The organism is Fodinibius halophilus (assembly GCF_011059105.1).
Lineage (GTDB): Bacteria > Bacteroidota > Rhodothermia > Balneolales > Balneolaceae > Fodinibius > Fodinibius halophilus.
In genome coordinates this window covers 43405-56741 of record NZ_JAALLS010000010.1, presented here as the reverse complement: position 1 = coordinate 56741, position 13337 = coordinate 43405, and the positions used below count along the sequence as shown (strand labels likewise).

The following is a 13337-nucleotide window of genomic DNA, read 5'->3' as shown; positions in this document are numbered from 1 at the left end:
GGGTAATGGTTATTTGTTATTAGTTAATTGGTTATTTGGTAAATGGTATTGCCCCCTATTTCTGTGAGATCAATCGCCTGATGGTCTGGAACTTTACCCCTCTAGGTCGTCCTCTGCGGTTGTCATATTATGTCAACATGTTATGCTGCATTTAATTGACATAACATTCCCGTATAATATTATTTTTTGGCTTTTAAAAGGATTTGGGCACATTATAGCTCTGAATGATAATATTATTATACAAATACCTAGTTGACATAATTATAGGTTAGTGGTTCTTAAATCATATCAATTGTGAACTCGCTCAAAGATTTTTTAAAAATTCTTAAACTAGATTTAACTAAGGCTGTTATTATACACGATGGAGGTGATGGCTATCAAAAAACAGATTTTGATCTTTTGCCAAAAGATTACCTGAGATTTGCAAAAGAAGATTTAGAGGTAGGTAATTTGCGAGGTCTAATAAATGTTCTTTCCAATTCAAAAAGAGCAATAGATTGCCAGGTGGACGAAGTTCATTCAATTTTTTATTTAAGAAATAATAATAAGAAAGCTCGAGATACTTTTCTTTCAAAATTCAGCTTTGAGCCTAATACCCCAATACCTCTAAAATTAATTCAAGCCTTAAATTTTGCACCAAGCTATTTGATATCGAAGGTCAGAAATATTCGAAATAAAATAGAACACGATTATGTGAAACCTCAGTTTGATGAAGTTAAAGAAGCTGTCGAAATAGCAGACCTTTTTATAAGATCAGTTCGAGGTAAGATCTGGATTATTGAAAGTCATATGATCTTGACTGATGAAAATAAGTTGATTGATGATGAAGAGCACCATTCATTTACTGATGATGGTATTTATACAAGATTTGATCAAGATAAGAAGGTTTTTAAAATCCAGCTAAAAAGAAATTCAACCTACAATGGAAACGAACCAATAAATATTAGCTCTAAGGTTGAAGAGTTTTTTTGGTTACTAAGAATGACAAATTCTGTAGATGATGAGTTTGAAATCGTGAAATCTTTTAAATTCTTGCTTGATGCAATTGATCACGAAATACCAAGAGATAAAATAAGATGTAAAACAATTTGACAGAACCACTAACCCCTTCAAAAAGGAAAATCTCAATCCGTCGGCTGGCGGACTCACCTACCTTAGCATCGTATTACTCCAATAAATCCTTGGTTCAAACCTTTAGCTGGCAACCGGTTTCGGTGATCACGCTCGGACTGCCTGCTGGCGTCCACATTCCGACAGCTGTCGGAACTTATCTTCCGTCAATGGACAGAGACTGTAGCTCCAGCGGAGCCACTATCCCAGATCTTTAACCGGCCAGCCAACCGATGTCCCAACCGGGGCGCACGGGCTCGATGTCCCTCTTAGGCGTTCGGGCTTATCGGTTGGGGCCAGCAGGTTTAAGGAGTCCCGACAACTGTCGGGATGCCCCTTAAATCCTTTGTATTCTTCATCTCGTGTCAACATATACCAAACGCCTTTGGCCAGCTCTTTGCCTACAACGGCTCGGGCTACCGAGCGACCGCTGCGGCGTTTAATTTTTCGATAAAATTTCTTCACGACCTTGTAATGGGTATATGCAGAGACGGCTGCTTGCCCGAAAGCTGCTCGCAGGTACTTATTCCCGTCTTTATTGCCTGATTTATGCCTCCTGTTCCCTCCACTGTTTTTACTACCCGGTACCAGCCGACAGTAGCTGACAAACTGCTTGGCACTCGGGAATCGGGTAATATCGCCAATCTCGGCCATAATGGTTCATGCCCCTACCTTGCCCAGTCCGGGGACGGCCATCAGGCACTCGACGGCAGCCTCAAAGGGGACTTGTTTCTCAATTTCTTCTACCCGATGGATATGCAATTGCAGCTGACTGAGTTGGGCGATCATCAGCTCGGCCTGCAGACCGCCGCCTTGGGCAATTGTGGATGGAGCCAGGCTTGTAGGTTATCCAGCTGTCGCCACTGGCTGCCTGTGATCTGCACGTTATACTTGATCGCCTGGCCCCACAGCGCCGACTGCAGCTTGCCCCGCCACTGGATCATCCCGACAGCTGTCGGGACCGCGGGTCAGCTCCCGCAGCTCTCGTCGGTCGGGTTGTACCTGGTAGGCCTCCGGAATAAGGTCGGCCTGTAGTAGCTCGGCCAGAGTCTTCGCATCAACCGTGTCGGTTTTGACCTTGGCATAGCTGATCGCCTTGACCATCTTCGCGTGGGCCAGCGTCAGGTCCACGCCATTGGACCGACACCAGTCCGACAGCCAATACCAGTTGCTGGTACATTCGACGACGGCTTTCACTGGATCATCAAATGTACCGAAAAAATCCTCAAGGGATCGCCGGGACGTCGGCAGCTTGGCCTTCTGGACAACTTCCCCGTTGTCATTTAAAGCTACATTCATCATATTAGTTGTATGAAGATCGATTCCTACGTGAATCATGGGGTCCTCCTTAGTTAGTTACGATTGATTATCTCTAATCTAAGTGAGGACTTCCTTTTTGGAAAGATCCCGCGCATTAAGTGGGACGTGCCTCGCCGTTTGGTGCTGGCTTCAACTTTGTCAGTTTCCGTAGTACATTTTAAAACAAATTCAGCGACATTTTGCACGCCCCTTATGCGCAATGTCGTTAGGTTGCATGAATGTCCTAATCTTTTTAGGATTACAAAAAACAAAAATTTCATTATGAAAAATTTAACTTGGAAAATTTATGCTACTCTATTTATTCCTTTTGCATTTGCAGGCATTGGAATATTCAAACTAATTTCAATGATATCTTCACCCAATAAAGTATTAGGTGATGCCTTTATTTGGTTGGGGTTCGCATTGGGAATAATTATGTGGTTCGGTGAGTCTAGGGTAATTAAAAATTTAGTTAATTCTATCAATAACAATAATTCTTAAATAATCTCTACTTATGAATACTTCTAAAAATATTTCATCAAGTCTATTCATCTCCCTCATGCTTGCAATTTTATTCATTTCTTGTACAAATGACATCGCAAATGCACCAGATATAGATAATAAAGACGTAAAATTAAATTCGATTGAAGATCTAAACTTAGTTGTTGATAATCTTAACAATGTAACTTCATATGGAGACCTAAAAAAAATTCATCAAAACACTTCGAAGGTCGAGAAAAGAAAAAACTCAGAGTTAGAAAAAGTTCTCCAACCATTGATAAATGAAGGGAAAGAATTTAAAAACAGTTTAAAAGAAAATTCTGATAAGAAAAGATTTAAAAATGGGATCTCAGACCTTAATAAAAAACAAACAATGCTTCTTGGCTTAGTTTCTTTAATTCATAATGAACTCAAGAAGAACAATAATTCGCTTAAAAATAAAACTATATCTAACGTTGATGGTGATAAAGTTGTTTCTTGTGCAAGTGCTGCATTAGGTGTTCAATCTGTGAAAACCATAATTTCAGGGACAGCAGAATTAATGACAGCCAAGACTGCTGTTAAAATCGTCAAAACAGTAGGTAAAAGGTACTTGGGTTATGTCGGTGTTGCTATAGCAGTATATGAGTTCACAAATTGTATTTCAGAATAGAAGTTATGAGCAAAATAAAATTATACATTTACCTATCTTTATTAGTAGCATATTTGTTATCAGCTATTGGGTTTGTCGAATTTTTCTGTTACATATTTGCAGTGCCCGATCAGTGCTTTAATGATCTAGAATTTAAAACTAAGCTATTTCTATTTGGCCTAAGTTTAATTCCTTGGTTTTTAAATTCTGATGATTTAGTCATATCAATTAAAAACCAGATGAAAAATAAATAGCCACAGAGTTATCTTTACACAGGCAACCTAACCCGCGCATTAAGGGGACGTGCCTCGCCATTGACTGCCAGTTTCTATTTTGTCAGTTTTCATAGTACATTTTAAAATAAATTCAGCGCTATTTTGCACGCCCCTTATGCGCAATGTCGTTAGCCGTATTAATCTTCCCTTCTGATATACTTTTTTGCTTTTTATTTTGTATCCTTATGTTAATAACATCGTAAGAACATAAAACAACAAGATTATGATTAAGAAACTGCAAAAAATAGGTAACAGTCGTGGTGTCTTGCTCGAAAAAGCCCTGCTAAAGCTTTTGAAAGTGGAAGATGACGACCAAGTCGAAATCATCCCACAAGATGAAGGACTTTTGATTAAAAAAGTTGATGCAAAGTCTGCTTATCAAGAAGTCAGCAAAAAGCATCGAAAATCGTTAGATAAACTGGGTGAATAATGAAAGAACCTTCCTTTCTAACTACGGAAGACATTTTATTCATCCATAATCAAGAGATTCAAAAAGCAGGCGGTGATCCAGGTCTTCGAGAAGAACAAGATGTTGAAGCTTGCGCGGATGCTCCCAAGGCTAGCTTTGACGGGGAATATCTGAATGACCTATTTGAAATGGCAGCCAGTTATATCATATGTTTAACGATCCGACATCCATTCGTCGATGGAAATAAACGAACAGCTTTGGCTTCTGCCCTGACCTTTTTGTATCTCAATGGATATGAAATAGAGGAATCTTATGATCTGGAACTTGCTGACTTAGTCTTAGACTTTTTATCAAAAGATATTTCCAAAGAGGAAGTTGCCGAACATCTAAAAGAGAATGCTATAGAATAATAGAAAATACGGCTAACCAGCGCATTAACGCGTTTATGCATTAGAAAGTCAACTCACTCCATACTTCTCCTTTAGTCCTATTTGAGCGGTTGCTAGGACACCTACTATTGGATAATTTCGTACTACTTTTGACTTCCATTTCTCCATCCCCGATGTACGAGATTGCTTTTTAAGAGGACATGAATCTTGTCCAGGCGCTTATCTGAGACTGTTTTCCTTTGCGTGGAAACGTCTAATGTCTTATCTGGCTTAGTATTCAAACGGTGTTCCGACAGCAGTCGGAATAACCGGACGAGAACCTCAGCAGCGGACTGCTGGATTACGCGTTAATAAGAGCCTGCCCGGGCCTGACCCATCGCTGGGATGGGATTGCTGTCAAAAGCGGTTATTTAGATATTAAAATTTGTCCGGATCATAGATCCGTCCGTTCTTCCATAGGCTCCACATGACGTTAATAATTTTACGTTGCGTGTTAAGTCGGGCTTTGCGTTCACTGCTGGCCCGGCGTCAGCTATCCTTCCAAAATCGCTTAACTTCGTTATCATTCTTTGTATTAGCAGCACTCAGCCAAGCCCGATAACTCATGGCTTTGAGCTCCCCATATCCCTTTTTATCCAAGCGTTTGCGACTCACCGGCTGTCCGGCGGAACTGCGACTCACAACGGCCAACTGGCAAAACTTATAGACCTGGCTGCGCTTGCAAAATCGGTGGGGATCTTCCAACAAGGCCGAAAACAGATGAGAGCCTACCGGACCTATACCAGGAATCTTGGCAAATTCGGCAATTTCCCAGTAGGTTTTGCCTTGCTCGCGGATGCCTCGAAAGATTTCCAACGACTGCTCGTGATGGTAGGTGATAAACGCCAGCTTCTGTTGGGCCAGCCTCCGATGCTCACCGGAGCTAATTTGACCGACCCACCTCTTGCCCCTGCGGAAACTAAACCGGCTGCTGCCGGTAGGAATCCGTACCCCTATATGCCGAAGGTAGTGGGTCAGCCGTTGAATGGCCGCAGCCTTGGCCCGGCGCTGGCGCAGATACATCTTCATGCGAGACTTGAAGACGTGGCGGGCTTCCAAAGGTTGCCACCAAACGGACTTGTATTCGCCCAGTCGAAGCAGTCGAGCCAGTTTATGGGCATCGGTTCGGTCATTTTTGTTTCCCCCCCTGTGAACCAAGGCATTCTCAGCCGGATCACAGATGACCAGTCGGTCGACCCACTGGGCCAGAGCACTTGCCACCCAGCGTGCATGGGTTCCCTGTTCAAGGATTACGTGCAGTTGGTCATGTGGGTAGTTGCGGGCCCAGTTGATCAGTTTATCTGCTCGTGTGGGCACCTCCCGCTGTTGCACTTGCTCCCCAGTTGGGTCAATGGCCTGTATGACGGTATTGCTTGCATGAATATCCATTCCTGCGTAATGTGTAGTTCTGTTCATAAGAGGACCTCCTGTTGGGTTGGTACTAAATGTGGTTTCTACCCAATCTACAGGTGTCCTCTTTCTAATGCATAATACCGGACAGGCCTGGCTCTTTCTTACTCTCTTTCTGTATTTTAGTTACCCTTTCGTTATTTAATAAATCAACATTTCTTCGCGTGCAGCTTATGCGCGAGGTTGTTATACCGCTTTTCTTGTAATAATCACCCCTTCTGATTAGTTTTAATTTGAAACCAAATTAAATTCAAGTGCTATGCCAACAAATATCACAATCCGGGATATACCCGACGAAGTCTATGCCAAAATAAAGAAACAGGCAGACCTACATCATCGGAGCATTAACAGTGAAGTGATCGTTTATTTGAAGAAATTAGTCCAAAGCAACCGACGAGATCCTGATCAAGTAATTACTCGTGCTAAAAGACTTAAACAGAAAGCAAAAGGCACCCTTTCTATGGATGAAATTCAACAAGCAATTGACCAAGGGCGTCCATGATTGTTGTCGATACCAATGTAATTGCAAGCATGTGGGTACCAAATGATATGGACGAGTGGGTTTACAAGATGCTTAAGAAAGATGATAATTGGATTGCCCCTCTTCTCTGGCGGTCCGAATTCAGGAATGTCCTATCGATATATTTACGGAAGGAAATTTTAGATTTGTCGGTTGTCTTGCAGGCTACAGAAGAAGCCGAACAATTAATGAATGCCAATGAATTCGAAGTAAACTCAACACAAGTTATGAGTCTTGTTTCGGATTCACCCTGTTCGGCATACAATTGTGAATTTGTGGCATTAGCTGATGATTTGGATGTTCAACTGGTCACATTTGATAAAAAAATTGTAAGTGAATTTCCCAACATTGCTATTAGTCCACAGGAATTTGCTAAATAATCTAACAAAAGCGGTATAACCCTTTCAAAAAGGGAAATCTCAAGCAGACCCCGTAGAACGGGGCAGGCTAGTCCTCACCTACCTTAGCATCATATTCGTCCAGTAAATCTTTGGTTCAAACCTATGGCTGGCAACCGGTTTCAGTGAGCACGCTCGGACTGCCTGCCGGCATCCACATTCCAACAGCTGTCGAAACTTATCTTCTGCCAATGGGCAGAAGCTGTATTTCCAGCGGAACTACTATCCCAGATATCCCGCTTCCAGTCTCCTTCATTAACGTGGACAAGTCTCGCCTTTTCCTTGCCTCCCTTTCATTTATTAGTTAACCTTTCGTTTAAAATAAAATCGATATGCCGGCGCCTGCCGGTTATACGCCAATCGTTAGGTTTCTCTTCAAGAGTAAACTTTAATATTATGCATAGAGCTTTAATTTATATACTCCTAATATTCCCCCCAACCCTATTATTGTTGGGTTGTGAAGAGGATACGGAAATTAAGAATGGACAAAATTACCAAAGCTTTTGGCAGAGCCTTCCTCAAGAAGTTGAAAAACGTTCAAACAAAGGTATACTGACTGTTAACGACAGTTTATTATTATCTGAGCGCTATGATATTCTCGATACATCAAGTCTCAAGATCAATGGAGATAATCTATATATCGAAGACCAAGCACAGCAAAAAATATATGCTATTGATAAACACACCCTTAATCAAAAAGCAAGCATTTCAATATCGGAAGGCCGTGGGCCTCGAGAACTTACGAGACTTGGATCATTTGATGTGGCATCTGAAACGGTAGTTATTTCCAGCATTAATATGCAAAAAATACAGATCTGGAATACAGATGGTAGTTTTCGTGATGAATTTCGCTATAAAAATTTACATCCCAGAAGAATTCGACTTAATTCAAATAATAACATGGTTATTTTATCAAACTTCTTTTTTGTAGATGGGGAGAGAAATCTGATACAGGTTATAAATTCTGACGGTAATCCTGTTTCAGGTTTTGGGAAAGTTTCCAAAGAAAATTATAGTTCGCTAAAAGCTGAAGGACATATGCTTGTCGATGACCAAGATAATGTTTACTACGCAGGTTACTCTGAACATATTTTTAAAAAATGGGACCCAGAAGGAAATTTAATCTTTTCTGTAAAGTCAATTGATAACTACCCAAGCGAAGCAAACTATGCTAAAATGGAAGGGGCAAATCAAAAAATAAGCAGATACTTAGAGCATGCATATTTTAATGCTGTTGGATCAACTATTTATAAAAATAAATGGCTCATAATTCATGGAGGTAGTAATAGTAAATCTAACCAGAGTAAGATAGATATTTATAACCGTAATAATGGAAAATATCTATTCACCGTAGAATTGCCTAATAAAACGGGGCACATAGCCGCAGATGACCAATACCTTTTTGTAATTCATAAAATTGAAAATGAAAAATATCTATTTGAGTATAATATAGACTTTTGAAGATAACCCTACCCCCTGTAAAAAGGGAAACATCAAAGCAGCCCCGTAGAACGGAAGCGAGGCAGGCTAGTCCTCACCGACCTTAACATCATATTCGTCCAGTAAATCCTTGGTTCAAACCTTTATCGGTGGGCACGGCCCTGGATTTCTGGCTTTTTAGCTCTCCGTTTATTATTTAATAAATCAACAATCTTTCGTATACAGCATATGTTCATATGTCGTTGTTATACTGCCGATAGTCTATAACTATTTATAAAAATTACTTCCCACTAAACATTAATGCAATCAATTTATCATGAATATTAAATATTTCATCGCCGTATTTGTCTTTTTATTTGGTATTACGAACTTAGGCTTTGGTCAATCCGTAAATCAAGAAGTTACTAAGGCAATCCAGCAAAATTTTGAGCAAATGGGTAGTGCCATGGCGAATGGTAATGCTAAAAAATTGGCTCAGCATTTTACTGAAGACGCCCTACTTAAATTTCCCGGGCAACCTCCTATTACCGGGCGTAAAGGGATAGAAGAAGCGCATGAAAAAATGATTGAAGAAGGAATCGGCGTAAAACCATCAACCACTGAAGTACAAACTTTTGGAGACATGGCATACGAAATAGGTACTTATAAATTAATATCTGTGGAAAGCGAAACAGTAATAGACCACGGGGATTATTCCACCATCTGGAAGAAGAAAAATGATGAGTGGAAAATTCATCGGGATATAATTAGCAGTATCAAACCCCAAAAAAGCAGTACTAAACAATAGAAACATTGGGGTCGGCAGTATAACCAACGCATTTATTAGATTACCCGACCGAGCTAATATGTACAAAAACGTCTCTGATATTTTAACATACCTGCCGGCTGGCCCACCTATAAGGCCTGGAGCTTAACGCCCCTATTGGCCCTCCCGCCGGTAGTATTACTAAAACCCAAATAGCAGTCAAAGGAGCACACCTCCCTCCTAGACTAGAGTAAATCTGGCCAAGCTTTAACGTAGGTATAGTTTCGACGGGCACGGCGCTGATTTGCTGACTTTTTAGCCTACCGTTCGTTATTTAATAAATCAATAATAATCAATCCTTGGGCACCTTATGGGCCAGGTCGTTAGGCTTTTTTTAAATGACTGATACACTTTCTACTATTGACGGAATTCTTCTAGATATGAATAGTACGTTCATGTTTGGGGAAGACAATTTTGACGACAACCAAGATTTTTATAACACCTATCGCAAACTCGGAGGGAAAAAGTTAAGCAGAAATTCTGTAAATAATATTATTCGGGATTGTTACAATGGGATGGGAAAACTTTATAAATAACCTAATTATTTTGAGAACTTTCCATCCTTAAAAGAAGGGTTAATAATGTTCTCTGAAGAAGAGACAGGGCTAACTGAAGAGAACCTACATCTACTTATCGAAGCTTTTGCAATACATGAATTAGGCAATATTCCTGAACAATATGCCGAATACCTTACCACTCTTGCTGAAAACTTCGCAATGGGATTAGTAACCAACATTTGGGCACCAAAAAAATCTGGATAGAAGAGCTAAAACGATCTGGCATCAAAGACCTCTTTGAAGTCTTGGTTTTCTCAAGTGATTATTCGTTCATTAAACCATCTTCTAAAATTTATCAGGAAGCATTATCAAATTTAAGAGTAAAAGATATTGACAAGATTGCTTTTATTGGGGATAGCCTGACTTACGATATGCAAGGTGCTTCAGAGTTGGGACTCAAAACTATCTGGATCAATGAAGAAGCTTTTAAGCAAAACCATCAACATGAGTTTGTCGATGTAATAATACCTGATTTGCTCTACTTAAAAAAAGCCTAACAAGCGTTTCAACTGGACTCGATCGCAGTTTGGAACCTACATTTTACTAACCAGTCTCACCGCTAAATACCATGCCGTTAGGCATAATTTTAAAAACCTATATAATGCTCGGATTAATAGTAGCAATTGCCCTCTCATGGTTACTTCTTTATGTAATCGAAAGTGAAAGTATCCTGGCTTTAGGATTATTGCCAATTGTTGAAAGGTCGAAACAGTTCTTAATCGGATTTATGATTACAGGAATCCTCTGTGTACTTATTCAATCCTTAGAAGCATATCTAACATCATCTACCTGGGTCTTGAACGAAAGTATTACTGGTGGAATTATTTTAAAATCCTTTTGGTGGGATCTCAGATCTGTATTAACAGAAGAGTTGATTTTTCGTGGCGCTATACTCTATATCCTCATCCAAAAAATTGGTCCGAGAAAGAGTATTTTTATTTCAGCTGTTGCATTCGGAGTTTATCATTGGTTCTCTTACGGGGTATTAGGAAACCTGATAGCCATGATTATAATATTTATTGGAACCGAGCTGATGGGATATGCCTGGGCCTGGGCATTTTCGAAAACTAAATCTATCATGCTTCCTTTCGGACTTCATTTAGGATGGAATTTTATTCACAACACCATATTTTCAAAAGGTCCTTTAGGAGAATTAGTCCTAATCTCTGAAGGTGGAAATGAATTAACAGAGTGGGCTTCTCTATTGAACTTTACCGCCGGTCTGGTAATCGTCCCGATATTAGTCTTAATTTATGTAAGATATTTTGTAAAGGAACAAAAGGCATTACTAACAGCGCCGAAGTAAGAATAAACGAATGGTCACCACCTTCAAACAGGGAAATGGCAAGCAGCTCCCGTAGGACAGCCAGTCCTGACCCACCCTAGCATCTTATTCGTCCAATAAATCCTTATTCCAAACCTGTCCCCCACTCTGCGGGGCAAGTTGAGCAATCGGTTATCGGAATCAGATTACCGGTCCTTGTCTCCCTTTTAATAACATCCTGCTACCACAATATTACTGAAAAAAATGTATTTGCATTCCTCCCTATTTTTATTCTACATTTGTAGTAACAGTTCTAACAATGTAGAATAACATATGAAGTTATCGAAATCAGAACAACAGTTGATGCAATATATCTGGGAGCTTGAGGAAGCATTCTTAAGTGAGCTGCTTGAACAATATCCCGAACCAAAACCAGCCAGTAGTACGGTCGCAACCTTGCTGAAAAGAATGAAAGGGAAAGGCTATATCGATTATGAGCAGATGGGTCGTTCACGCAGGTACTATCCGTTGGTAAAAAAGTCAGACTACTTTTCGAAGCACATAAATAGCCTCATTAAAAACTATTTCAATGACTCCGCTTCGACTTTTGCTTCTTTCTTTACGAAGGAAACTGACCTATCAGATGAGGAACTTGAAGAGCTTCAGGAGATCATTAACAACGAACTCAAAAAAAGAGACCAATGATTTCTTACCTGATATACTCAACGATATGTATGGGATTCGTACTCCTATTTTATCATTTTGTTCTAGCAAGAGAAAAAACATATCAGACTAATCGCTGGTATCTGCTTGGCGGCCTGCTCTTTTCATTGATCGTTCCATTTATGCCCTTCGGAATATCCGACTCTTTATTAACCTTCAGCGGAAATACTGAAGTGCCTCAAATACTTTCAGAGGTGATTGAGAGTCCCAATTCTGAGACTGCTTCCCAGTTTCATGCTAATTCAACAAGAAACAGTTCTGTAAGCCATACATCATACTTTGAGTGGCTTACTCCATTCCTTCTTTATTGTTACGGTATTGTGACACTGCTCTTGTCTTTTCGGATGATTCGACAATTGTATCGCATGCAACGTAAGTCAATGAAGAATCCTGCCATCTCTTTTAAAGGTCATAAAGTGGTTTTGGTAGGTGAAGAAGTCGTTCCCCATACCTTTTGGAAGACCATATTCGTAAATCAAGAGCAGTACAAAAATCACGAGATCAGCGAGGAGGTGATGGTTCATGAACTAATCCATGCTGAGCAAAATCATTCATTTGATGTCCTGATAATAGAGATCCTGAAAACCATCTTATGGTTTAACCCTGTGCTGTACTTTTATAAAACTGTAATCCAAGTAAATCATGAATATATCGCAGACGATAAAGTCTTATCCAACGGTGCAGATATCGTTGATTATCAGACGTTATTACTGAAAATGCGGGCTGGTAAATCAGCTCACTATCTTAGTACCGGATTAAATTTTAACATCACAAAAAAAAGATTCAAAATGATGACCCTTCAAAGTTCGAGAGCCCGTTCTTCCTTCAAAATAGCATTGATAGTTCCCTTCTTTCTTATTCTTGGTATCACATTTGGTTGTGAACCGGCAAATATAGAAGATGATAATCTAACTGACAGTATAAGCTTAGAATTAGTAGATTCTGAAACCATAAAACTCAATGGCAAAACTGTTTCCTCTTCTAAATTTGAGGCCGCTTTTTCTGACTTGATTATAGATCCTAAACGCACCATTATTGACCTTAAAGTGCACAAGAATACTACGATGGGACTTGTTACTGATGTACAAGAAATTCTCCGTGAAAATGGTACACTAAAAATTAATTATACCACGGTTGAACCGAATGATGCCGAGGCTAAGGAGGTTTGGAGGTCTAAACTAAAGAGTCGAAATATTCTAGACCTACAGATTAATGAGGAAGCAGAAGTTATAGTAAATCAAGATGTTACTTCCCTTTCTTCTTTAAGTAAATTGGTGAAAAAATTTATAACAAATAATGGAGAAGCTGCCGGTTTATCTGAAAATCCGGAAAAAGCCATCATCGCAATAAAGACTGTGAAAAGAACACCTCATGACACTTATATCAGTGCCATTGATAAAATCTTGGGTGTTTATGATGAATTAAGAAATCAAGCTTCAATGGAATTGTTCGACAAACCTTATAAAGCCCTTGAAGAAGGAAGTGAAAAGAGAAATAAAATAAAAAATTTGTATCCAAAGAGAATCAGTATAACAGATCCTTCAAGAAGTTAAATCTTTTATTATTC

General features: G+C 39.7%; 19 protein-coding genes. 15 read left to right on the top strand and 4 right to left on the bottom strand.

What is annotated here, in order from left to right:
- Positions 1-294 precede the first annotated feature (294 nt).
- Entirely contained in the window at positions 295-1092 is a 798-nt protein-coding gene (locus G3569_RS08975) for a hypothetical protein (protein ID WP_165268266.1), read from the top strand.
- A 219-nt stretch (positions 1093-1311) separates the two neighbouring features.
- Here G3569_RS08975 and G3569_RS08970 read toward each other — a convergent pair whose 3' ends face one another.
- The 3 genes from G3569_RS08970 to G3569_RS08965 form a co-directional block, all read right to left on the bottom strand.
- Entirely contained in the window at positions 1312-1764 is a 453-nt protein-coding gene (locus G3569_RS08970) for a transposase (protein ID WP_165268264.1), read from the bottom strand.
- 6 nt (positions 1765-1770) lie between these two features.
- On the bottom strand, positions 1771-1899 hold the full coding sequence (locus G3569_RS18755; RefSeq protein WP_276611336.1) for a hypothetical protein: 129 nt from the start codon (positions 1897-1899) through the stop codon (positions 1771-1773).
- Positions 1900-1995: 96 nt separating this feature from the next.
- Complete coding sequence (locus tag G3569_RS08965; protein ID WP_165268262.1) at positions 1996-2448, bottom strand: IS110 family transposase; 453 nt, start codon at positions 2446-2448, stop codon at positions 1996-1998.
- Positions 2449-2691: 243 nt separating this feature from the next.
- Between G3569_RS08965 and G3569_RS08960 the strand changes: the two genes are divergently transcribed.
- The 4 genes from G3569_RS08960 to G3569_RS08945 all read left to right on the top strand — a co-directional run bounded on the left by G3569_RS08960 (position 2692) and on the right by G3569_RS08945 (position 4635).
- Complete coding sequence (locus tag G3569_RS08960) at positions 2692-2910, top strand: hypothetical protein (RefSeq protein ID WP_165268260.1); 219 nt, start codon at positions 2692-2694, stop codon at positions 2908-2910.
- A 13-nt stretch (positions 2911-2923) separates the two neighbouring features.
- Positions 2924-3562, top strand: a complete 639-nt coding sequence (locus G3569_RS08955) for a hypothetical protein (protein WP_165268258.1) — start codon at positions 2924-2926, stop codon at positions 3560-3562.
- Positions 3563-4039: 477 nt separating this feature from the next.
- On the top strand, positions 4040-4246 hold the full coding sequence (locus tag G3569_RS08950) for a MazE family transcriptional regulator (RefSeq protein WP_095607765.1): 207 nt from the start codon (positions 4040-4042) through the stop codon (positions 4244-4246).
- On the top strand, positions 4246-4635 hold the full coding sequence (locus G3569_RS08945; RefSeq protein ID WP_165268256.1) for a type II toxin-antitoxin system death-on-curing family toxin: 390 nt from the start codon (positions 4246-4248) through the stop codon (positions 4633-4635). Before G3569_RS08950 ends, G3569_RS08945 begins: the two co-directional genes overlap by 1 nt.
- 507 nt (positions 4636-5142) lie before the next feature.
- Here the strand turns inward: G3569_RS08945 and G3569_RS08940 are convergent.
- A complete protein-coding gene (locus G3569_RS08940; protein ID WP_165268254.1) occupies positions 5143-6069 on the bottom strand; it encodes an IS110 family transposase in 927 nt (308 codons plus the stop codon).
- 253 nt (positions 6070-6322) lie between these two features.
- Between G3569_RS08940 and G3569_RS08935 the strand changes: the two genes are divergently transcribed.
- From G3569_RS08935 to G3569_RS08890, 10 genes are all read left to right on the top strand, one after another.
- Positions 6323-6565: a FitA-like ribbon-helix-helix domain-containing protein gene (locus G3569_RS08935; protein WP_165268252.1), complete on the top strand. Its 243-nt coding sequence runs from the start codon at positions 6323-6325 to the stop codon at positions 6563-6565.
- Positions 6562-6963: a type II toxin-antitoxin system VapC family toxin gene (locus tag G3569_RS08930; protein ID WP_165268250.1), complete on the top strand. Its 402-nt coding sequence runs from the start codon at positions 6562-6564 to the stop codon at positions 6961-6963. Before G3569_RS08935 ends, G3569_RS08930 begins: the two co-directional genes overlap by 4 nt.
- Before the next feature lie 414 nt (positions 6964-7377).
- Positions 7378-8442: an NHL repeat-containing protein gene (locus tag G3569_RS08925; RefSeq protein ID WP_165268248.1), complete on the top strand. Its 1065-nt coding sequence runs from the start codon at positions 7378-7380 to the stop codon at positions 8440-8442.
- Positions 8443-8737: 295 nt separating this feature from the next.
- Positions 8738-9208 (top strand): YybH family protein, encoded by a 471-nt coding sequence (locus G3569_RS08920; protein WP_165268246.1) that lies wholly within the window; start codon positions 8738-8740, stop codon positions 9206-9208.
- Between the two features lie 356 nt (positions 9209-9564).
- Positions 9565-9762 carry a hypothetical protein gene (locus tag G3569_RS08915; protein WP_165268244.1) on the top strand — a complete coding sequence of 66 codons (198 nt, stop codon included), beginning with the start codon at positions 9565-9567 and terminating at the stop codon, positions 9760-9762.
- Positions 9763-9807: 45 nt separating this feature from the next.
- Entirely contained in the window at positions 9808-9987 is a 180-nt protein-coding gene (locus tag G3569_RS08910) for a hypothetical protein (protein WP_165268242.1), read from the top strand.
- Entirely contained in the window at positions 9963-10280 is a 318-nt protein-coding gene (locus G3569_RS08905) for an HAD family hydrolase (RefSeq protein ID WP_165268240.1), read from the top strand. Before G3569_RS08910 ends, G3569_RS08905 begins: the two co-directional genes overlap by 25 nt.
- A 104-nt stretch (positions 10281-10384) precedes the next feature.
- Entirely contained in the window at positions 10385-11089 is a 705-nt protein-coding gene (locus tag G3569_RS08900) for a CPBP family intramembrane glutamic endopeptidase (protein WP_165268238.1), read from the top strand.
- A gap of 291 nt (positions 11090-11380) precedes the next feature.
- A complete protein-coding gene (locus G3569_RS08895) occupies positions 11381-11752 on the top strand; it encodes a BlaI/MecI/CopY family transcriptional regulator (protein ID WP_165268236.1) in 372 nt (123 codons plus the stop codon).
- Positions 11749-13323 carry a M56 family metallopeptidase gene (locus tag G3569_RS08890; protein WP_276611335.1) on the top strand — a complete coding sequence of 525 codons (1575 nt, stop codon included), beginning with the start codon at positions 11749-11751 and terminating at the stop codon, positions 13321-13323. The genes G3569_RS08895 and G3569_RS08890 overlap by 4 nt, the downstream gene beginning before the upstream one ends.
- Positions 13324-13337: the final 14 nt, after the last annotated feature.

What these genes read in the sequence shown, in the direction of transcription:
- G3569_RS08925 (WP_165268248.1), top strand. Translation starts at nt 7,378, where the DNA reads ATGCATAGAGCTTTAATTTATATACTCCTAATATTCCCCCCAACCCTA.
- G3569_RS08970 (WP_165268264.1), bottom strand. Translation starts at nt 1,764, where the DNA reads ATGGCCGAGATTGGCGATATTACCCGATTCCCGAGTGCCAAGCAGTTT.
- G3569_RS08900 (WP_165268238.1), top strand. Translation starts at nt 10,385, where the DNA reads ATGCTCGGATTAATAGTAGCAATTGCCCTCTCATGGTTACTTCTTTAT.
- G3569_RS08920 (WP_165268246.1), top strand. Translation starts at nt 8,738, where the DNA reads ATGAATATTAAATATTTCATCGCCGTATTTGTCTTTTTATTTGGTATT.
- G3569_RS18755 (WP_276611336.1), bottom strand. Translation starts at nt 1,899, where the DNA reads ATGATCGCCCAACTCAGTCAGCTGCAATTGCATATCCATCGGGTAGAA.
- G3569_RS08965 (WP_165268262.1), bottom strand. Translation starts at nt 2,448, where the DNA reads ATGATTCACGTAGGAATCGATCTTCATACAACTAATATGATGAATGTA.
- G3569_RS08940 (WP_165268254.1), bottom strand. Translation starts at nt 6,069, where the DNA reads ATGAACAGAACTACACATTACGCAGGAATGGATATTCATGCAAGCAAT.
- G3569_RS08915 (WP_165268244.1), top strand. Translation starts at nt 9,565, where the DNA reads ATGACTGATACACTTTCTACTATTGACGGAATTCTTCTAGATATGAAT.
- G3569_RS08950 (WP_095607765.1), top strand. Translation starts at nt 4,040, where the DNA reads ATGATTAAGAAACTGCAAAAAATAGGTAACAGTCGTGGTGTCTTGCTC.
- G3569_RS08890 (WP_276611335.1), top strand. Translation starts at nt 11,749, where the DNA reads ATGATTTCTTACCTGATATACTCAACGATATGTATGGGATTCGTACTC.
- G3569_RS08930 (WP_165268250.1), top strand. Translation starts at nt 6,562, where the DNA reads ATGATTGTTGTCGATACCAATGTAATTGCAAGCATGTGGGTACCAAAT.
- G3569_RS08910 (WP_165268242.1), top strand. Translation starts at nt 9,808, where the DNA reads ATGTTCTCTGAAGAAGAGACAGGGCTAACTGAAGAGAACCTACATCTA.
- G3569_RS08895 (WP_165268236.1), top strand. Translation starts at nt 11,381, where the DNA reads ATGAAGTTATCGAAATCAGAACAACAGTTGATGCAATATATCTGGGAG.
- G3569_RS08955 (WP_165268258.1), top strand. Translation starts at nt 2,924, where the DNA reads ATGAATACTTCTAAAAATATTTCATCAAGTCTATTCATCTCCCTCATG.
- G3569_RS08935 (WP_165268252.1), top strand. Translation starts at nt 6,323, where the DNA reads ATGCCAACAAATATCACAATCCGGGATATACCCGACGAAGTCTATGCC.
- G3569_RS08945 (WP_165268256.1), top strand. Translation starts at nt 4,246, where the DNA reads ATGAAAGAACCTTCCTTTCTAACTACGGAAGACATTTTATTCATCCAT.
- G3569_RS08960 (WP_165268260.1), top strand. Translation starts at nt 2,692, where the DNA reads ATGAAAAATTTAACTTGGAAAATTTATGCTACTCTATTTATTCCTTTT.